Annotated in this window: 16 protein-coding genes; 12 read left to right on the top strand and 4 right to left on the bottom strand. The window is 66.6% G+C overall.

Translation table 11 applies throughout. The features are described 5' to 3' along the window. Positions 1-3: 3 nt before the first annotated feature. Together argJ and BMW75_RS13345 are read right to left on the bottom strand one after the other, a co-directional pair. On the bottom strand, positions 4-1,230 hold the full coding sequence (argJ, locus tag BMW75_RS13350) for a bifunctional glutamate N-acetyltransferase/amino-acid acetyltransferase ArgJ (RefSeq protein ID WP_092579895.1): 1,227 nt from the start codon (positions 1,228-1,230) through the stop codon (positions 4-6). A 157-nt stretch (positions 1,231-1,387) separates the two neighbouring features. Continuing rightward, positions 1,388-2,428, bottom strand: coding sequence for a hypothetical protein (locus BMW75_RS13345; RefSeq protein ID WP_092579893.1), 1,041 nt, complete (start codon positions 2,426-2,428; stop codon positions 1,388-1,390). Between the two features lie 78 nt (positions 2,429-2,506). On the opposite strand from BMW75_RS13345, the gene BMW75_RS29110 reads away from it, so the two are divergent. Together BMW75_RS29110 and BMW75_RS13340 are read left to right on the top strand one after the other, a co-directional pair. Continuing rightward, on the top strand, positions 2,507-2,740 hold the full coding sequence (locus BMW75_RS29110) for a hypothetical protein (RefSeq protein ID WP_139208529.1): 234 nt from the start codon (positions 2,507-2,509) through the stop codon (positions 2,738-2,740). Then, positions 2,712-4,259 carry a cytochrome P450 family protein gene (locus tag BMW75_RS13340; RefSeq protein WP_092579891.1) on the top strand — a complete coding sequence of 516 codons (1,548 nt, stop codon included), beginning with the start codon at positions 2,712-2,714 and terminating at the stop codon, positions 4,257-4,259. Before BMW75_RS29110 ends, BMW75_RS13340 begins: the two co-directional genes overlap by 29 nt. An 89-nt stretch (positions 4,260-4,348) precedes the next feature. Here the strand turns inward: BMW75_RS13340 and BMW75_RS13335 are convergent, their stop codons facing one another. Next, positions 4,349-4,843, bottom strand: coding sequence for a MarR family winged helix-turn-helix transcriptional regulator (locus tag BMW75_RS13335; RefSeq protein WP_092579889.1), 495 nt, complete (start codon positions 4,841-4,843; stop codon positions 4,349-4,351). Further along, complete coding sequence (locus tag BMW75_RS13330; RefSeq protein ID WP_092579887.1) at positions 4,836-5,756, bottom strand: alpha/beta hydrolase; 921 nt, start codon at positions 5,754-5,756, stop codon at positions 4,836-4,838. The genes BMW75_RS13335 and BMW75_RS13330 overlap by 8 nt, the downstream gene beginning before the upstream one ends. A 338-nt stretch (positions 5,757-6,094) precedes the next feature. On the opposite strand from BMW75_RS13330, the gene BMW75_RS13325 reads away from it, so the two are divergent. From BMW75_RS13325 to BMW75_RS13280, 10 genes are all read left to right on the top strand, one after another. Then, positions 6,095-7,258 carry an ABC transporter substrate-binding protein gene (locus BMW75_RS13325; RefSeq protein ID WP_092579885.1) on the top strand — a complete coding sequence of 388 codons (1,164 nt, stop codon included), beginning with the start codon at positions 6,095-6,097 and terminating at the stop codon, positions 7,256-7,258. A 184-nt stretch (positions 7,259-7,442) separates the two neighbouring features. After that, complete coding sequence (locus tag BMW75_RS13320) at positions 7,443-8,363, top strand: branched-chain amino acid ABC transporter permease (protein WP_076518685.1); 921 nt, start codon at positions 7,443-7,445, stop codon at positions 8,361-8,363. 2 nt (positions 8,364-8,365) lie between these two features. Beyond that, entirely contained in the window at positions 8,366-9,328 is a 963-nt protein-coding gene (locus BMW75_RS13315; RefSeq protein WP_092579883.1) for a branched-chain amino acid ABC transporter permease, read from the top strand. Beyond that, positions 9,325-10,122 (top strand): ABC transporter ATP-binding protein, encoded by a 798-nt coding sequence (locus BMW75_RS13310; protein WP_254792006.1) that lies wholly within the window; start codon positions 9,325-9,327, stop codon positions 10,120-10,122. The genes BMW75_RS13315 and BMW75_RS13310 overlap by 4 nt, the downstream gene beginning before the upstream one ends. Further along, positions 10,122-10,826, top strand: a complete 705-nt coding sequence (locus BMW75_RS13305) for an ABC transporter ATP-binding protein (RefSeq protein ID WP_092579881.1) — start codon at positions 10,122-10,124, stop codon at positions 10,824-10,826. Before BMW75_RS13310 ends, BMW75_RS13305 begins: the two co-directional genes overlap by 1 nt. Before the next feature lie 327 nt (positions 10,827-11,153). Beyond that, positions 11,154-13,139, top strand: a complete 1,986-nt coding sequence (siaA, locus tag BMW75_RS13300) for a biofilm regulation protein phosphatase SiaA (RefSeq protein ID WP_217646946.1) — start codon at positions 11,154-11,156, stop codon at positions 13,137-13,139. Positions 13,140-13,162: 23 nt separating this feature from the next. Then, a complete protein-coding gene (gene siaB, locus BMW75_RS13295) occupies positions 13,163-13,702 on the top strand; it encodes a biofilm regulation protein kinase SiaB (RefSeq protein ID WP_076518690.1) in 540 nt (179 codons plus the stop codon). 36 nt (positions 13,703-13,738) lie between these two features. Then, the gene (siaC, locus tag BMW75_RS13290) at positions 13,739-14,113 is read left to right on the top strand and encodes a biofilm regulation phosphoprotein SiaC (protein ID WP_092579876.1); all 375 of its coding nucleotides are present in this window, start codon (positions 13,739-13,741) and stop codon (positions 14,111-14,113) included. Continuing rightward, positions 14,113-14,910: a biofilm regulation diguanylate cyclase SiaD gene (gene siaD, locus BMW75_RS13285; RefSeq protein WP_092579874.1), complete on the top strand. Its 798-nt coding sequence runs from the start codon at positions 14,113-14,115 to the stop codon at positions 14,908-14,910. The genes siaC and siaD overlap by 1 nt, the downstream gene beginning before the upstream one ends. Positions 14,911-14,948: 38 nt before the next feature. After that, positions 14,949-17,525: a sensor domain-containing protein gene (locus BMW75_RS13280; protein WP_254792005.1), complete on the top strand. Its 2,577-nt coding sequence runs from the start codon at positions 14,949-14,951 to the stop codon at positions 17,523-17,525. The last annotated feature ends 997 nt before the right edge of the window (positions 17,526-18,522 follow it).

Genomic DNA, 18,522 nt, shown 5'->3' with positions numbered 1-18,522 from the left:
CGATCAGGAGCGGTAGTCGGCGTTGATCGACACGTATTCGTGCGAGAAGTCGCAGGTGTAGACGGTGTCGCTCACCTGGCCGCGGCCCAGCGCGATGCGCACTGAGATCTCGGCCTGCTTCATGACGCGCTGGCCGTCGGCTTCCTGGTAGTCGGGGTTGCGGCCGCCGTTCTTGGCCACCAGCACGTCGTCCAGCCACAGGCGGATGTTGGACACGTCCAGGTCGTCGATGCCGGCGTAGCCGACGGCGGCCAGGATGCGGCCCAGGTTGGGGTCCGAGGCAAAGAAGGCGGTCTTGACCAGCGGCGAGTGCGCCACGGCGTACGCGACCTTCAGGGCCTCTTCGGTGGTGCCGGCTTCTTCGACGCGGATGGTCATGAACTTGGTGGCGCCTTCGGCGTCGCGCACGATCTTGGTGGCCAGGTCCAGCGCGGCGGCCGTCAGGGCCTCGCGCACCGCGGCGTAGGCGGCATCCGATTCGCTGTCGACGTTGACGCCCGACTTGCCGGTGGCGGCGATGATGAAGGAGTCATTGGTGGAGGTGTCGCCGTCGACCGTGATGCGGTTGAACGAGGCGTCGGCGATTTCCACGGCCAGCTTGCGCAGCAGGGGCTGGGCGATGCCGGCGTCGGTGGCCAGGAAGCTCAGCATGGTGGCCATGTTGGGCCGGATCATGCCGGCGCCCTTGCTGATGCCGGTGAAGGTGACCGTCTTGCCGCCGATCTGCACCTGGGCCGAGGAGATCTTGGGCAGCGTGTCGGTGGTCATGATGCCGTGGGCGGCGCTGGACCAGTGGTCGGCGGCCAGGTCGGCGATGGCGGCGGGCAGGCCGGCGACCAGGCGGTCCAGGGGCAGCGGTTCCAGGATGACGCCGGTGGAGAACGGCAGGATCTGCGCGGCCGGCACGCCCAGCAGCTTGCCCAGCGCGTCGCAAGTGTCCTTGGCCTTTTGCAGGCCCTCTTCGCCGGTGCCGGCGTTGGCGTTGCCCGTGTTGATGACCAGCGCGCTGATCGGGCCGCCGGCGGCCAGGTGGGCCTGGCAGACCTGCACGGGGGCGGCGCAGAAGCGGTTGCGCGTGAAAACGCCCGCCACGCTGGTGCCTTCGGCCAGGCGGAACACCGTCAGGTCGCGCCGGTTGGCTTTGCGGATGCCGGCCTCGGTGACGCCGATTTCTACGCCGGCAACAGGAAAAATTTCGGACTCGGAGGGGATCTGCAGATTAACGGCCATGACTTCGTCTCTTGGAGTGAGCGGGACGGAACCGCCGCCAGGCACGGCGGCGTGCGGGAAAGCTTCGTATTATCCCACCGGATCCGGGGGCGGGGGCCGGCCCCCTCGGCAACCCGAGGGGAGCCGCGTCCGGCCCGCGCGCGGGCCGATGGCCGCGTCAGGGGCCGATGCGCATCGCGGCCACGTCCAGCACCCCGGCTTCCCGGTTGCTCAGCACGCTGCGCACCGTGCCGTCGGGCGCCTGGAGCACGGACTTGCCCGCCGGAACGTCTTCGCCGCCGGCACGGCGCGCCGAGCGCCCGCGCGAGGGCGAGAACAGCAGGTCGCCCGGCTGCGCGCCCTGCAGGCGGGGGCTGGCCGCCAGCACGCGCGTGCCGGGCGGATAGGTCATCTCGCCCAGCACGGTGTCGCGCGCCGCGAGTCCTTCGAATCCCAGCATCCGGCGCTGGCCGTCCAGTTGCAGGTCGACCTTCAGCAGCGGAATCTGCGCCACCGTCATGGAATCGCTGCCCTCGGTGCGCAGCAGCCAGCGCGGGGCCGTGCCGGCCTTGTCTATCGGGGTGCCGCGGGCGGCCGCCTCGACTTTCAGCCAGGCGCCGGCGGGCACCGGCTGCTGGTCCAGCGTATTGCCGACAGCGAGGTGGCAACTGGAGAACTGGGGATGGCCGTCATGCAGCACGAATTCGATGCGATGGCCGTGTGCGCACAGCCAGCCCTCCAGCGCCTGGTCGCGGGCGATCTCGGCCGACAGGGTTTCGGGCTGCTTGGCGGTGGCGGGGTAGCGGAATAGCCGCGTGGCCGCGACGCCCTGGATCAGCGCGGGATGGGCGTCGGGAAAGACCGCCCGGTCGAACGAGGCCAGGTCGCCCGGCGCGCCCAGGCGCAGCGTGGTGCCGGCGGGCATTTCCACCCCCGCCAGTTGCGTGGGCTGGGCCAGCACCGTCTTGCGGGCGTCGTCGGCCTGCGCGTCTTGCCGGGCCGCGAACCACTGGCTGAATTGCTGATAGGGAAAGAGGGCGCCGACGACGGCCAGCAGGGCCATCAGCAGGGTGCCCGCGCGCCGGTGGTCGGCCAGCCATTCGCGCGCGCCGCGCGAGGTGGCCAACACGGCCAGCCAGGTCAGCAGCGTGGAGAGGCAGGCCAGCGAGACCGCCATCAGCACGTAGAAATTACCGCCAGGTAAAGAAACCGGAATCATGGCGGCAATTATGCGGCATTACCGGCCCATCCGCCGCACGCCTGCGCGCGCGCCGCGCCGGCTTTGCGCAGGCCATCCGTGGCCCTGCCGGAACCGGATTCGGCGCGCCTGATGCTGCACCGCGTCGTGCCGCGGCACGGCGCGAAGAAGGCTTGTCCGGTGTGCGGGAAAGATCTACAACAAAAATCGCCACGGCCTGCGCACGTGCAGGAGCTGTTCTCGCTATTTCGTCAACGCCGCGGTGGCCACGGCATGGCGCCTGCCTCCTACAAGGAGAATGTCGATGAAGCGCAGAACTTTCCTGACCGGTAGTGCCACATCCGTTGCAGCGCTGTCCGCGCGGCCGGTCCTGGCGCACTACGAAACCCCCGTCAATGCACCGCCTGCCCCCGGAGAACTGGCGGCCACCGCAGCCCGCCTGCGTGCGCAATTCATGAAGGACTTCGAACCCGCCTACGTGGAAAACGTCATCATCCCGCATTTCCTGGTCAGCGTTTTCGAGGGCGAGCGGTCGTTTCTTCCCATGATCGATCTTGCGCTTTCCAAGGAGAACGCGCTGCCGAACGATCTGTGGGGGCTCTTGAGCCAGACCTGGCGGCCGGCGCCCGCCGATGGCGTGACGGTATTTCTGCAGGGACTGGAGAAGCGAGGCCCTGACAATCGTCGCAAGCGCATCTACATGTCGGCGGTGACCCCCGATCTCTACCGCGAAAAATACGGCGACAAGGTCACGGGCTTTTTCGACGGCTTCCTGTCCGACTCCAATGCGGGGCGGCCCTTGATGCGCAAATACCTGGACTCGTTCTGGGACCTGTATTGGGACCTGCACCTTGGCGTCTCGCACGACCAGATCCCCCAGCGCGTTCGCCAGATAGGCGAAAGCTTCAATACGGTCCTGGCCTATCGCGATCCCACGCAGCGCATCGTCTACGAGAATTACATGACGGTGCGTTCGCACCTGGACTTCCTGAAGGCGTGGATCGACGAACGACTTGCCGATATCGCGTCAGGCAAGACGAAAGCGCCGGAAAAGACATTCGCCTGGTACTGGATGAAGAACGGCGAGGACAGTCCCTACTTCAATCGCAAAGACGTGGTTTTCGAGTGCTTCCACAATTTCGTCGCGTTCAGCCAGTGGGGCAATACCCTTTACAACATCATGCTCCGGCTCGCCGCCGATGTCGGAGACCCGACCGTCAAGACCGCCTTCGGCAACGTGATGCAGGGCGAGCCCGACAATGCGCGGGGCGCGCCGTTCACCCCGCTCGAGGCATTCGTGATGGAGCTTTTCAGGCTGATTTCCCCGAATGGCGGCAGCATTTCCGCGCTGGGTGAAACGCGGACGCCGCAGTTCGATCGGCACGGTTACATCGTCAGTCCGCATACGTCGACAAGCCTCGACCCGGTGCATTGGACGAACCCCGACAAATTCGATCCCTCGCGGTATGCGACCGCGCCCACCAGTTCGGACATCGACGAGGCGCGGGCCAAGCAGATCGGCTTTGCCAAGTGTCCCTTCGATCTGACGTCGTTCAAGGTCAAGGACGGCCGCGAAGTGTCGCTGGACAACAGCGGGTTTGGGACGGTTTTCGGGGTTGCGGATGGCAAGCCGATGCCGGTCTGTGATTACGCGGGCTTCGCGCCCTTTGGCTTTGGATACCGCCGTTGCCCCGGCGAGCAGCTGACGATCCAGGCCTTCGAGGACTTTCTGCGCAAGGTCTGGAAGGACAAGATCGAGTTCAAGAAGCTCAACATCGCCAATCCGGAGCCGCTTCCCATCGGCCCCACCACCGTCATTGGCGACGATATCGGCTTTCAGCGGGCGGCATGATCGACGCGCCGGGCCGGCCGCGGGGCGCAAGCCGCCGGCGGCCCGGCGCATCCCGCATCAGGCATCCAGCATCCGGCCCCGCGCCGCGATCACTCCTTGTCGGATTTCGACCGGGTGGCGACCACCTGCAGCTTCAGTTCGCCCAGCGCCTGGAACAAGGCGTTGCGGCTGCCCTCGGGCAGGTCGGCGAACATGGATTTGACCCAGTTTTCATGGGCCCGCGCCATGCGCGCGAAGCTCTTCTTGCCTTGCGGCGTCAACTTGATCAGCGAGCTGCGGCGGTCGGACTCCACCTTGGTCCGCACCACCAGGCCTTCCTTTTCCAGCTGGTCGGTAATGCCGGTGATATTGCCGTTGGTCACCATCATGTGGCGCGACAGCTCGCCCATCTTCATGCCTTTGGGTGCGCGCTGCAATTGCGCCATCAGGTCGAAGCGGGGAAGGGTGGTGTCGAATTCGTTGCGCAGGCGGCTGCGGATCTCGCCTTCGATGAGATTGGCGCAGGTCAGCATGCGCAGCCACAGGCGCAGCGCGTGGTGGTCGTCGGGCGCGGCGCGCGATTCCAGGTCGGGAGTGTCAGTCATGGCTCGGAAGATTACCGGGAATGCGTGGGCTGGAGGGCGCCAGACCCATCTGTTCGAAGATGGCCAGGGTCAGCGGGCTGGTCGGATCGTTGAGCGTCAGGACGATATCAAAATGGTTGGTGCCCGGCATCGGGACATACCTGCCGGGAAAGCCGCGCTCGCGCCATGCGGCGAGATAATCGTCGCTCTGGCGCTTGAATTCGTCGGTTTCGGATTCGCCGTAGCTGACGATCAGCGGGCAGCCATTTGGGGGCAAGTGCAGCGCCGGGCTGTTGCGGATGGCGTCCGCCTCGCTCATGCGCATCCATTCGTTGATGTGGGTATGCACCAGCGGGCGCAGGTCGAACAGGCCAGACAGGGGCGCTGCGCCGCGGACCACGCCGGGGGGGACGTCGTAGCTGGCATGCCAGCCGCCGGCCAGCAGCGCGCCGACCAGGTGGCCGCCCGCCGAGCTGCCGCAAACGTGGATGCGCGCCGGGTCGCCGCCGTATTCGGCGATGTGGCGGTACACCCAGGCCAGCGCGCGCCGGTTCTGGTCCACGATGCGGTCCAGGGTGACGGCCGGCGCCAGCGAATAATTCACCGACACGACCACGGCGCCCGCCTGCGTGAATGCCGGCGCCATGCCGCTGGATTCGTTTTTGGAGAGAAGCCGCCAGTAGCCGCCGTGGATGAACACGAAGACGGGCGCGCCGGGCTTGCCGGGCGCGGCGCCCGCGGCTGGAAATATGTCCAGCAGCTCGTCGGGATGATCGCCGAACGGCACGTCCAGCGCGCAGTCCAGCGTGCGGCGCGCGGTGGCGCTGTCGTCGGCGTATTTCTTGAGTATCGGCTGGATGTCGGGTACTGTCGCGCGAGCGTTGTACTGGACGTCCAGTTCGGCGCGGTCGTAGTTGCGGTAGAGAGTGACCATGGCGGTAGGTTCGTGGTTCGGGCTCGCGGGCTGGGGTTGCCGGGGAAGGCTTGCACATTAACGCGTTTGGACCAGAAATCTCGGACCAAAGACCGTTAGTAAAAACCCTTCGGTAAAAACCCTAGACTTGTTTTGCCGAATACTTTAAACCTAAACTATGAACCACGCCAGCGTTCCCCCTGCTGCATGACGGGACCGCGGCGTTGCAGGCAAAGTACCTTGCCCGCACCGGCCTGACGGCGGCGCAAAGGCGCCGGCCGGCCGGGCATAGAAGTCGTTCGCATCGCACCTTCAAAAAGAACACCCTCTGCGCGGGCTCGCGCACGGAGCACACCACCATGCGTTTGATCACTTCCTTCCTGGCTGCCGCCGCCCTGGTTCCGGCAATGGCCTGCGCCGATACCATCAAGGTCGGCATCGCCAACGACATTTCGGGCCCGTTCTCGGCGCTGGGCGCCGAGGCCCGCGACGGCTTCAACCTGGCCATCAAGCAACTGGGCGGCAAGCTGGGCGGACAGCCTGCGGAATTCCTCCAGACCGACATGGGCGGCAATCCGGATCAGGCCCGCCAACTGGTCACGCGCTACATCCAGCGCGAGAAGGTCGATTTCTTCACGGGCCCCATCGGCTCGAACGTGGCCCTGGCCGTCGGCCCGGCGCTGTTCGCCGCCAAGGTGCCCTACCTGTCCAACAACCCCGGCCCCAGCCAGTTCGCTGGCGCGCAGTGCAACAACTACTGGTTCGGCACGTCGTACCAGAACGATGCCTTCCACGAAGCGGCGGGCAAGGTCGCGGCCGACCGCGGCTTCAAGAAGCTGTTCATCATGGCCCCGGACTATCCGGCCGGCAAGGATGCGCTGACCGGCTTCAAGCGCGGCTACAAGACCGCGCCGGGCGACGAGGTCTACACCAAGCTCGGCCAGATCGACTACGCCGCCGAAATCGCGCAGATCCGCGCGGCCAAGCCGGACGCCGTCTATATCTTCCTGCCGGGCGGCATGGGCATCAACTTCGTCAAGCAGTTCGTGTCCGCCGGCCTGTCGCAAAGCGTCAAGCTGATCGGCCCGGGCTTTTCGGCCGACGAAGACGTGATCCAGGCCGTGGGCGACCCCATGCTGGGCATGTACAACACGGCGCAATGGGCGCATGACCTGGACGTGCCGCAGAACAAGGTCTTCGTCGACGCCTTCCGCAAGGAATACAACGGACGCTACCCGTCGGTCTACGCCGCCCAGGCGTACGACGTGATCATGGCCATGGATGCGGCCGTCAAGCAGGCCGGCGGCAAGGCCTCGGACCGCGACGCCATCGTGAAGGCCCTCGAAAAGGCCGATTACCCGTCGGTGCGCGGCAGCTTCACCTACGGCAAGAACCACTACCCCATCCAGGCCTACTACCTGCGCGTCGTCGAAAAGGACGGCAGCGGCCGCATCACCAACAAGCTGGTGGGCAAGGTCTTCGACAAGTACCAGGACGTTTACGTCGGCGACTGCAAGATGTGACCCCCCCGAAGCGCTGCGCGCTTCCCCCCAGGGGGTGTCGCAGCGGACCGGCAAAGCCGGATCCGCGCGACCCCGCTTGGGGGCGGCGGCTCGTGCGCGGGGGTGATGTGCCGCTGATGCAGATTCAGATGGCTTTGGTGACCGGCGCTCGTCTTCGGCGACGCGCGGCAAGGGGGATGTTTTCATGACGTTTACGCTGATCGTCGAGCAATTGCTGAACGGTCTGCAGTTTGGGTTGATGTTGTTTCTGATCGCGGCCGGGCTGACCCTGGTGTTCGGCATCATGGACATCATGAATCTGGCTCACGGCTCGCTCTACATGGCAGGCGCCTATGTCGCCGCCGAAACGATGCAACGCACGGGTTCGTTCACCGCCGCCGTTCTGGTGGCCGCGGTCGCCACCGGACTGGTGGGCGTCGTGCTGGAACTCTCCCTGATACGCCGCCTGGCGCTGCGCGACCACCTGGCCCAGGTGCTGGGCACCTATGCCGTCATCCTCATCGCCAATGACCTGGTCAAGATGATCTGGGGCCCGGCGCCGGTCATGCTGAACATGCCCGCGATGCTGTCCGGCCCCGTGCGCCTGCTGCCCGACCTGATGTACCCCGCCTACCGCCTGATGATCATCGTCTTCGGCGTGGCCGCGGCCGTGGGCCTGTACTGGTTCGTGACGCGGACCCGCGCCGGCGTGCTGGTGCGCGCGGGCGCCTCCAACCGCCAGATGGCCACCCTGATGGGCGTGCGCGTGCCGCTGCTGTTCCTGGGCGTGTTCGTGCTGGGCGCCATGCTGGCGGCGGTGGCTGGCGCGCTGCTGGGGCCGATCACCTCGGTGCAGGTGGGCATGGGCGAGGAAATCCTGATCCTGGTGCTGGTGTGCATCGTCATCGGCGGCATCGGGTCGATCCGCGGCGCCTTCGTCGGCGCCCTGCTGGTGGGCATGGTCGACACCGCGGGACGGGCCTTCCTGCCGATGCTGCTGCGCCAGGTGTTTTCTCCGGCCGTGGCCTCCAGCGTCGGTCCGACGCTCGCGGCCATCGCCATTTACGTATTGATGGCGGCAGTGCTGGTGTTCCGGCCCTCTGGCCTCTTTCCGGCGCGGGGCTGACCATGAGAACCAAACTCTGGACCGTGGTCCTGCTGGCGGCGTTGGCGGTGTTTCCGCTGGTGGCGCCGATGCTGGGCCTGGACTTCTACATTTCCTTCGTGCGGCGCGTGCTGATCTACGCGCTGGCCGCGACCAGCCTGAACCTGATCCTGGGCTACGGCGGCATGGTGGCGCTGGGCCACGCGGCGTTCTTTGGCGCGGGCGCCTATGCGGTGGGCATCCTGGCCATGTCGGGCGTCACGTCGGCGCTCGTCTCCTGGCCCGTGGCGATGCTGCTGGCGGGCGTGCTGGCCTGCATCACGGGGGCGATCTCGCTGCGCACCCGCGGCGTGTACTTCATCATGATCACGCTGGCGTTCGCGCAGATGCTGTTCTACATCTTCATCTCGCTGCGCCAGTACGGGGGCGAAGACGGGCTGAACCTGCCCGGCTATTCCAGCCTGCCCGGCATCGACCTGGCCAACGACGTCAGCTTCTATTACCTGGTGCTGGTGCTCTTCGCGTTGCTGATGTGGGTCTTTGGCCGCGTCGTCGCGTCGCGCTTCGGCATGGCGCTGCAGGGTATCCGCGAGAACGAATCGCGCATGGAATCCATGGGATATCCGGTCTACCGCATCAAGCTCATGGCCTTCACGCTGAGCGGCGCGGCGGCCGGGCTGGCGGGCGCGCTGCTGGCCAACCACAACCTCTTCATCTCTCCCAGCCTGATGCACTGGACCCAGTCGGCCAACCTGCTGATCATGGTGCTGGTGGGCGGCATCGGCCTGCGCTATGGCGGCGTGGCCGGCGCGGTCGTGATGCTGACGCTGGAAGAAGTGCTGCGCCTGTGGACCGAGTACTGGCACCTGCCCCTGGGCGTGCTGCTGCTGTGCGTGGTGTTCGGCGCGCCGCGCGGCCTGGTCGGCCTTTTCGGGCCGCTGTTCAGCGGGCGCGCTGCCCCGCAATCCGGCAAGGTGGGCTCATGAGCAATCCGATGAATGCCACGACCCGCGCCGCGGGCGGCGGAAAGCACGCCCTGCAGGCGCGCGGACTGGTGCGCCGCTTTGGCGCGCTGGTGGCGACCGACAATGTATCGCTGTCGCTGGAGCCAGGCGAGATCCATGCCCTGATCGGCCCCAACGGCGCGGGCAAGTCGACCCTGATCCACCTGCTGTCGGGCACGCTGGCCGCCGATTCGGGGACGCTGGAGGTCGACGGCCGCGACGTCACCGCCATGAATGCCCACGAGCGCGTGGCGGCGGGCATGTCGCGGTCCTACCAGATCACCAATATCTTCAAGCAGTCCAGCGTGCTGGATAACCTGGTGCTGGCCGTCCAGGCCCATGCCGGCAGCAGCTTCCGCTTCTGGAAGCCCCGCGCGGCGGAATCCGCGCTGTATGAACAGGCGCGCGAGCTCGCCCGGGAATGCGCCATCGACGCCAGCCTGCTCGGCCGCGCGGCGGGCACCCTGCCGCACGGCGAGCAGCGCAAGGTGGAATTCGCGCTGGCGCTGGCCGCGCGGCCCAAGGTGCTGCTGCTGGACGAGCCCATGGCCGGCATGGGGCCGGACGAGACCGTCCGTCTGACCGAACTGATCGAATCCATGCGGGGACGCGCCGCGATGCTGCTGGTTGAACATGACATGCAGGCGGTGTTCCGCCTTGCTGACCGCCTGTCGGTGCTGGTGTACGGCCGGGTGATCGCCTCGGGCACCCCGGACGAGATCCGGGCCAATCCGGAAGTGCGCCAGGCCTACCTGGGCGACGAGGAGACCGCGTGATGCTGACCATCGAATCGGCCAAGAGCGGCTACGGCGCCAGCCAGGTGCTGTTCGGCGTGGACCTGGAAATCGGCGCGGGGCAGGTGGTGACCCTGCTGGGCCGCAACGGCATGGGCAAGACCACGCTGCTGCGCACCCTGTTCGGCCAGTTGCCGCTGCGCGGCGGCAAGATCCACTTCGCGGGCCAGGACATCAGCGGCTGGAGTTCCGACCGCATCGCGCGGGCCGGCGTGGCCATCGTGCCCGAAGGACGCCAGTGCTTTCCCAACCTGACGGTGCGCGAGCACCTGACGGCCTTCGTGGCGGCGCGCAATCCGGATATCGGCGAACCCTGGACGCCCGATCGGGTGTTCGAACTCTTTCCCCGGCTGGCCGAGCGGGCCCGCAACATGGGCAACCAGTTGTCGGGCGGCGAACAGCAGATGCTGGCCATCGGCCGCGCGCTGGTTACCAACCCCCGCCTGCTGATCCTGGACGAGGCCACCGAGGGGCTGGCGCCGAAGATCCGGGAAGAAATCTGGAACTGCCTGGCGCGCCTGCGGCAGGCTGGGCAGACCATCCTGGTCATCGACAAATATGTCGAAAGGTTGCTCAGCCTGGCGGACCGCCACGTCATCCTGGAACGGGGCAAGGTGGTCTGGACCGGCGATTCGGCGTCGCTCGACGCCGACCGCGGCCTCTGGGAACGCTACCTGGGCGTGTAGCGGGGGTGTTATGAGGTGTAGTAATTAAGCCGCAACCCGGCCCCGAAGTCGTAACAGGCCATGACATAAAACGCAATAAATCAAGATATATATTGCTTGCGTGCAACTTAAGGTGTCTCGAACGCATCCAGACGTTTGCACCTGTATCAATAAACCCCACTGCCATCTACACTAGCCGCGCCGGTATGCCATGGGTGCGCCGGCCATCAGGCTCATGGCTCATAAGGCGGGGCACAAGCACGGGCAGCGCGCCTTTACGGCCAGCGCGGCAGCCTGTGTCCCCTTTTTCGCGCGTGACAACGCATCAGGCTGTCAGGAAGACTTTGCATGGCGAAATGGGGTTTGCGCAGGAAATCATTAATGGCGCTGCTGTTGGCGTGCCTGGTCGCCCTGGCGCCGGCCGCGCTGATCGGCTGGCAGGTGCTCGATGGCGTGCGCGAGCACTTCGGCCGCGCCTTTGCCGACAATTTCACGCAGCTCAACCGCCAGCGCGTGCTGGCGCCGGTGTCGCGCGAACTGGCGCTGTCGCAGCGCCTGGCCGACAGCGAGGTCACGCGCCGCTGGCTGCGCAATGAAAACGATCCTGCCGCGCGCGAGCTGTTCTTCCGCGAGGCCGACGGTTACCGCCGCGATCTGCTGGGCGGCGCCTACTTCATTGCCAGCGCGACCTCCGGCAATTACTACTTCAACGACGACAAGCCCCTGTCCGAGGCGCCGCGCTATACGCTGAGCCCCAGCGCCGCCGACGACGGCTGGTTCTACGCCACGCTCAAGTCGCCCGCGCGCTACAACATCAACGTCAATCCCGACCTCAAGCTCCAGACCACCAAGGTCTGGATCAACGTGCAGATCCGCGATGGCGACAAGGTCATGGGCCTGACCGGCGCCGGCCTGGACGTGGGCGGCTTCCTGAAGGAATTCGTCAACAGCGGACAGCCCGGCGTCACGCCCATCATCGTGGACGAAGCGGGCGCGATCCAGGCGCACATGAACCCCGCGCTGATCGCCTACAACTCCGGCGCGTCCGGGGCCGGCGGCAAGGGCACGGTGTTCAACCTGCTGGACGAAGGCGAGGGGCGCGCCGAACTGCTGTCCGCCATGCATGCCGCCCAGGCGGACCCCCAGTCCGTGCAGTCGGCCTGGGTAAAGATGGACGGCGTGCGCCAGCTCGCGGCCGTGGCGTACATGCCGGAACTGCACTGGCATGTGATGACCGTGGTCGACCTGGGCGCGGCCCGCGTGCTGGACACCGGCTGGCTGTGGCCGGCCGCGATCGGCCTGGTGGTGCTGTTCGCCGCCATGCTGCTGTGCTTTGGCTTTGCCATCGAACGCCTGATGCTGCGCCCCTTGCGGCGCCTGCAGCAGTCGGCCCGCGCCATTGCCAACGGCAGCTACGACGTGCGCCTGCCGCCGGGCGGCCAGGACGAGATCGGCGACCTGAGCCGCGCGTTTGGCGTCATGGCCGACAAGGTGCGCAAGCACACGGCCGAACTGGAGACCAAGGTGCGCGAGCGCACCTCGGAACTGGAAGACGCCAACCGGGCGATGGCCGCGGCGCACAAGAAAATCGACGATTCCATCGACTACGCCAGCCTGATCCAGCGCGCGATCCTGCCGGACCGCCAGCTCACCCAATCGCTGGGCGCCCACCATTTCGTGCTGTGGAAGCCGCGCGACGTGGTCGGCGGCGATTTCTACGTGTTCCGCTCGGATGGCGCCAATTGCCTGCTGGGCATCATGGATTGCGCGGGCCACGGCGTGCCCGGCGCGTTGATGACGATGCTGGCGCGCGCCGCGATCGACCTGGCGATCACGGAAGTCGGACCGGGCGATCCCGCCGGCATTCTGACGCGCACCGACAACGCCATCCGCGCCATGCTTGCGGACGCGCAATTGCCCCGGGCCCTGGCCACCAACACCGATGCGGGGCTGGTATATATTGACCGCCAAGCCGGAAGCTTGCTGTACGCAGGCGCCAAGATCAGCCTGTACGCAAGCGACGGCGAAAGCCTGCGCGAAGTGCCCGGCGGCAAGCGCGCACTGGGCGACAAGCGTATGGGGGTTTACGAGAACATTGCTTTGCAGATGGAGCCGGGCTGGACGTATTACCTGGCCACCGACGGTTTCCTCGACCAGGCGGGCGGCGAGCATGGGTTCGGCTTTGGCAACACGCGCTTTGCCGAAATGCTCAAGACGCACGCGCGCCGGCCGTTAACCGAACAGGCGGCGGCGTTCAGCCAGGCGCTCGCCGAGTACCAAGGTGGCCGGCCCCAGCGCGACGACATCACCTTGCTGTCTTTCCGTTTCGAATAATCGTTATCAAGGCGGTACCCTCCATGAATGCCTCCGATCTCTACGCGTTGGGCGCGCGATTCGACCAGAACCGGACCCTGCTGTGTTTCAACGGGCCGATCTCCCGCAGCCTGATCGAGGAAATTGGCAATGCGCTGAAGAACTACCTGAACGCAGAGCATGTCCGGCCCGCCGAAGCGATGGACGTGTTCTCGGTCTACATCGAGATGATCCAGAACATCCGCCAGTACGCCGCGCTGAACGGCGACGTGGATGCCTCGGCCACGGTGGTGATCGGCCGCCGCGACGAGAGCCGCTACGTGGTGTCGGCGGGGAATCTGGTCGATGCGCAGGACGGCCACAGCCTGGTCGCCCGCATCCAGGAACTGGCCGCGCTGGACAAGGCGGCCCTGAAGGCCGAATACAAGGCACAGCTCCACAAGCCGCGCACGCAAGGCGTGGCGTCGGGCGCGGGGCTGGGTCTCATCGACATTGCGCGCCGCGCCGGCGCTCCGCTGGAAGCCAGCCTGACCCCCGCCGCGCAGCCGGGCAAGGCCTTCTTCAGCCTGAGCGTCGTGGTCTGAGGGCGTGCGCTCAAAGGATTATTTTCGGAGTATTTGATGAAAGACCTGAACATTCCCGGGACCCAGTCCACGCCCGCCATCGCCGCCGACGCTGCCGCCGGCGTGCTGGCGATGCGCGGCGACTCCTACCCCGAGAATTCCTTCGAACTGTTCGGCCCGGTCATTGAATGGGTCGAGGCCTATGTGCAGGCCAGCGACGCGCCGCTGAAGCTGGAGCTGGAACTGCTGTACCTGAACACCAGCAGCATCAAGTCCGTCATGGACATCTTCGACGTGCTGGAGGCCGCGCACCGCAAGGGCCGCGAGGTCGGCGTGACCTGGTTCTACGATATGCGCAATGAGCGCGTCGGCGAACTGGCCGAAGAATTCAAGGAAGACTGCACCTTCCCGTTTTCGGTGGTTGGCCGATAATGAAGCCGGGCGCCGCCGAACTCGATCAGCGTATCACCGCATTGCTGGCGGACCCGGCCCATGCCGGCCATCCGCTGCGCGAAGCGCTGGAAGCGCTCTGGCGGCACACCGAAGAGCAGATGGCGCGCATCCAGCGCGTGACCCAGCTTTCGGACGCCTATCAGAGCATGGCGCACGAGCGCGAACTGGGCCTGTGCGACCAGTTCGACCGCCAGCTGCGCCGCCTGACCCGTATCGCGCGGATCTCGGATCACTACCAGAATATGATGCGCGACCTGAATCGCGCCCTCGAGGAAACCTCCAGTCGCGACCCCCTGACCGGCCTCTTGAACCGGCGCGCGCTGATGGAGATGATCAAGCAGGAAGTCCAGCGCGCCGCGCGCAGCGGCGACAGCTTCGTCGTCGCCATGCTGGACGTGGATCACTTCAAGGCGGTCAATGACCGGTTCGGCCACGAAACCGGCGACCGCGCGCTGGTCGAGCTGGCCGGCGTGCTGGGCGAGAGCCTGCGCGAATACGACTTGTGCGGCCGTTGGGGCGGCGAGGAGTTCCTCGTGCTGCTGCCCCAGACACAGCCGGAAGCGGCCCAGGCGGTCATGGACCGGCTGGTCAGCGACGTGCGCGGGCTGGCGGTCACGGCCGGGGACGACGTCCTGCGGCTGACGGTCAGCATCGGCATGGCATATCACCAGTTGGGCGAAACTTTCTCAGAGACGCTCAGCCGGGCGGATCAGGCGTTGTATCTGGCCAAGCAGGACGGACGCGATCGCGTCGCGCTTGGTTTTCCGAGGCGCTAATGAAACCGGAACAGCTGTTATCCGGGTTGGAGCCCCTTATGCTTGATTCTCATCTTGGCGGTTCGGACACGAACCCCCAGGGCACTGCTTGGCATGTGGGCAATTATCTGACGTCGATGGATCGGGCGCTGCTGCTGTTCGACTTCGACGCGACCGGCTCCTTGTTGAACGGCAATACCAATTTCCTGGCCGCGGTGGGCTACACCCGCGAAGAGGCCCAGGCGCTGCGCCACGACATGCTGTGCGACAGCATGGACGAAGGCAAGGGCACGGGCAGCGGCGAACAGGTCTGGGCCCGGCTGCGCCGCGGCCAGCATTTCTCCGGCACCTGCCGATACCGCAAGAAGGACGGCAGCTTTCTTTGGATCGAGGCCACCTATCTGCCGCTGACGGACGACGCCGGCGATATCGCCCGCGTGTCGGTGATTTCGCGCAAGTCGATCGCGGATGCCGAGCGGCAGGAGGAGATCCGTCTGCTGATGCTGGGCATCAACGAGACAGGCAACGCGGTGGCCGTTTCCGGCTGCGACGGGCGGATCGTCTACGTTAACGATGGCTTCCAGCGCATGCTGGGCTTTTCGCGCGGCGATGCCCTGCACCAGGACCTGGGCGAGCTGCTGTCCGGCGGCCGCCCCGATGGCGGCACGCGCGAGGAACTGCACCGGCGCGTCGCCTGTCGCGAGGGCTATCACAAGGACGTGCTGGTCTACGACCGCGGCGGCAAGCCGTTGTGGGTGTCGGTGATGGCCAACTCGGTGTTCGATGAGCGCGGGTCGCTGGTCAACATCGTGGACGTGCTGACGGACATTACGCCGACCAAGGTGCACGAGGTGCTGCAGCGCCGGGTGTTGCAGGCGATGGTGAACGAGGCCTCGGTGGTCGAGGTCATGAATATGGTGTGCCGCGAGGTCGAGCGCCTGGCGCCCGAAGTGGCGGCCTCGGTGGTGCGCGTGGACGACGCGGGCCTCTTGCGGCCGCTGGCGGCGCCCAGTCTGCCGCAGGCCTATTCGGACGCGCTGGAAGGCGTGGCGATCGGCCCGCAGGTGGGCGCGTGCGGCACCAGCGCGTTTCTGGGGCGGCCGGTGATCGTGCCGGATATCGCGACGGATCCGTTGTGGGACGATTACCGCCATCTGCCGCTGCCCGAGGAATACAAGGCCTGCTGGTCGTCGCCGATCAAGTCGAGCGACGGCCGGGTGATCGGCACGTTTGCCTTCTATTTCCGCGAACGCCGGCTGCCGGACGATTTCCATCACCGCCTGGTGGATGTGTGCGTGTATCTGTGCGCGCTGGCGCTGGAGCGCGAGGAAGCCCGCGCCCGCATCCGCCAGCTTGCGTTCTATGACGAGCTGACGGGGCTGCCCAACCGCAATCTGCTGCTGGCGCAGGCCGAGCAGGCCATCGCGCGCGCAGAGCCGGAGCGCAAGCGGGTGGCGGTGCTGTTCCTGGATCTGGACCGCTTCAAGCAGGTCAACGATACGCTGGGCCACCCGATCGGCGATGCGCTGCTGCGCGACGTGGCGCAGCGCCTGCGCCGGCTGGCGCGCGCGACCGATATCGTGGGCCGCCTGTCGGGCGACGAGTTCGTGATGCTGATGCCGGAGTTCGAGCACGGCCGCCTGACCGCGGCCGCCGAACACATCCTGGTGGCGCTGGCGCAGCCGTTCTCGGTGGGAGGCATCACGCTGAACCCGTCGGTCAGCATCGGCATCAGCGTGTTCCCGGAAAACGGCCGCGACATGGATACGCTGCTGCGCCATGCCGATATGGCGATGTACCAGGCGAAGACGGCAGGGCGCAACCGCATTTCGTTCTTCAGCGCGGAAATGAACCGCCAGGCGCAGGAGCGGCTGGCGCTGGAGGCAGCCCTGCGCGATGCGCTGGAGGCCAAGGCGTTGCGCCTGCATTACCAGCCGCAGGTGGGACTGAGGAACGGCAGCCTGTACGGGGTCGAGGCGCTGGCCCGCTGGCGCCATCCGACGCTGGGCGACATTTCGCCGGCGCGCTTCGTGCCGCTGGCTGAAGAATGCGGCCTGATCGGCGACCTGGGCGACTGGGCGCTGCGCGAGGCCTGCTCGCAACTGGCGATCTGGCGCAACAACGGCCTGCGGGTGCCATCGGTGTCGGTGAACCTGTCGGCGACGAATTTCCACAACCTGAACCTGCCGCGGATGATCGCGGCGACGCTGGCCGAATTCGGGCTGGCGCCGGCGGATCTGATGCTGGAGATCACCGAGGGCGTGGTGCTGGACGCGACGGCGGGCACGCTGCGCACGATCGCGGAGCTGCATCGGTTGGGCGTACGCCTTTCGATGGACGACTTTGGGACGGGGTATTCCAGCCTGGGCCATTTGCGCCGGCTCATCGTGGATGAACTGAAGCTGGATCGCAGCTTTGTGCAGGGGCTGGAGAGCGATGACGCGGCCCGGGCGCTGACGAGCGCGGTGATCCGGATCGGCGAGAGCTTGAGCCTGCCGGTGGTTGCGGAAGGTGTCGAGAATGAGGAGCAGCGGCGGTTCCTGATCGAACAAGGGTGCGCGGCGGGGCAGGGGTTCCTGTTTTCACCGCCGTTGCCGGCGGGGGATCTGGAAGAGTGGCTGCGGGCTCGCGGGTAGTCGCCGGGTTGGGCTTGACGTGTCTTCGCCTCTTGGGGATTTGAGTTCTTGAGGCGTCCGGCACGGTGGCGACGCGGGGCGCGCGGGGCCACGATTGCGGTCCGGAGCCTTCGCTCCGGACTGCCCTAGGCGGGCCCCCCCGTCGTCATCCTCGTCCCCGCCTGCGGCGGCTCCTACGGATTCCCTCGGGCTTATCGACGCCCCGCGCACCCCGCGCCGCCACCGCACCGGACTCGAGCAATTGACAGTGTCAGGCCGCTGGGCAGGTCAGCGTGCTTGGCATTTTTGCGTCGAGTTTTTCGGGCCAGGAGCATCTTGCGGTGCCCGTCCCCGGTCGGCCGCGCGGGCGGCCTTCGGGGACTTACGCGGCGTCTTGCGTTGTGGTGATGACGCTTCGCGAGTAGGGGGGCTGGTTGCTGGGGTTTTGTCGAGATCAGCGTTCAGACACCTTGGCGCAGCTCGCCACTAATCGTCACTTGAACCCAGTGTCCGATGGGCGGCGCGCGTACAGGTCGGCAAGCTGTAGCGTCCCGTCGCCGCGCGCCGTCCATCACCTTCCCCCCCTTCGGCGATGCTGGAGCCATTAGCAAACTAGTCCCCGCCAGCGCGCAAGCGCACACCCCCCCGGCGCCCCACAACGCGTATGCCGATCGTGGCCGCCCGCGCGGCCGCGATTCGGCGGGCCCCGCAAGAATCGTCCCCGACCACAGGTCTAGCAGCACCGCAAATCGGCACATCGCAGCTCCTCGGTGCGGGCGGCAGGGTCGCGAGCGCCGTCGATGCGCCCGAGGGAATCCGTAGGAGTCGCCGAAGGCGAGGACGAGGATGACGACGGGGCAGTCCGGAGCGAAGGCTCCGGACCGCAATCGTGGGCGCTCGCGGCCCTGCCGTCCGCGCCGAGGGGCGTTTCAAGAACCCAGTAGACGCCGCAAACGGCAAAAATCCCACGCCAAAACCGATCCTGCCACCGCTACGAATCCCACGCAGCGCCCGCGCA

Origin of the sequence: Achromobacter sp. NFACC18-2, from assembly GCF_900108985.1 — a bacterium.
Taxonomy (GTDB): domain Bacteria; phylum Pseudomonadota; class Gammaproteobacteria; order Burkholderiales; family Burkholderiaceae_B; genus Achromobacter.
Note: the sequence above shows the minus strand (reverse complement) of the source record. Positions and strands in the feature narration are given on the sequence as shown.

Excerpts from the sequence above, each read along its gene's own strand:
- BMW75_RS13320 (WP_076518685.1), top strand. The coding sequence starts at position 7,443 with ATGACGTTTACGCTGATCGTCGAGCAATTGCTGAACGGTCTGCAGTTT.
- siaC (WP_092579876.1), top strand. The coding sequence starts at position 13,739 with ATGAAAGACCTGAACATTCCCGGGACCCAGTCCACGCCCGCCATCGCC.
- BMW75_RS13335 (WP_092579889.1), bottom strand. The coding sequence starts at position 4,843 with ATGACTGACACTCCCGACCTGGAATCGCGCGCCGCGCCCGACGACCAC.
- BMW75_RS13315 (WP_092579883.1), top strand. The coding sequence starts at position 8,366 with ATGAGAACCAAACTCTGGACCGTGGTCCTGCTGGCGGCGTTGGCGGTG.
- siaD (WP_092579874.1), top strand. The coding sequence starts at position 14,113 with ATGAAGCCGGGCGCCGCCGAACTCGATCAGCGTATCACCGCATTGCTG.
- argJ (WP_092579895.1), bottom strand. The coding sequence starts at position 1,230 with ATGGCCGTTAATCTGCAGATCCCCTCCGAGTCCGAAATTTTTCCTGTT.
- BMW75_RS13280 (WP_254792005.1), top strand. The coding sequence starts at position 14,949 with ATGCTTGATTCTCATCTTGGCGGTTCGGACACGAACCCCCAGGGCACT.
- siaA (WP_217646946.1), top strand. The coding sequence starts at position 11,154 with ATGGCGAAATGGGGTTTGCGCAGGAAATCATTAATGGCGCTGCTGTTG.
- BMW75_RS13325 (WP_092579885.1), top strand. The coding sequence starts at position 6,095 with ATGCGTTTGATCACTTCCTTCCTGGCTGCCGCCGCCCTGGTTCCGGCA.
- BMW75_RS13330 (WP_092579887.1), bottom strand. The coding sequence starts at position 5,756 with ATGGTCACTCTCTACCGCAACTACGACCGCGCCGAACTGGACGTCCAG.
- BMW75_RS13305 (WP_092579881.1), top strand. The coding sequence starts at position 10,122 with ATGCTGACCATCGAATCGGCCAAGAGCGGCTACGGCGCCAGCCAGGTG.
- BMW75_RS13345 (WP_092579893.1), bottom strand. The coding sequence starts at position 2,428 with ATGATTCCGGTTTCTTTACCTGGCGGTAATTTCTACGTGCTGATGGCG.
- BMW75_RS13310 (WP_254792006.1), top strand. The coding sequence starts at position 9,325 with ATGAGCAATCCGATGAATGCCACGACCCGCGCCGCGGGCGGCGGAAAG.
- siaB (WP_076518690.1), top strand. The coding sequence starts at position 13,163 with ATGAATGCCTCCGATCTCTACGCGTTGGGCGCGCGATTCGACCAGAAC.
- BMW75_RS13340 (WP_092579891.1), top strand. The coding sequence starts at position 2,712 with ATGAAGCGCAGAACTTTCCTGACCGGTAGTGCCACATCCGTTGCAGCG.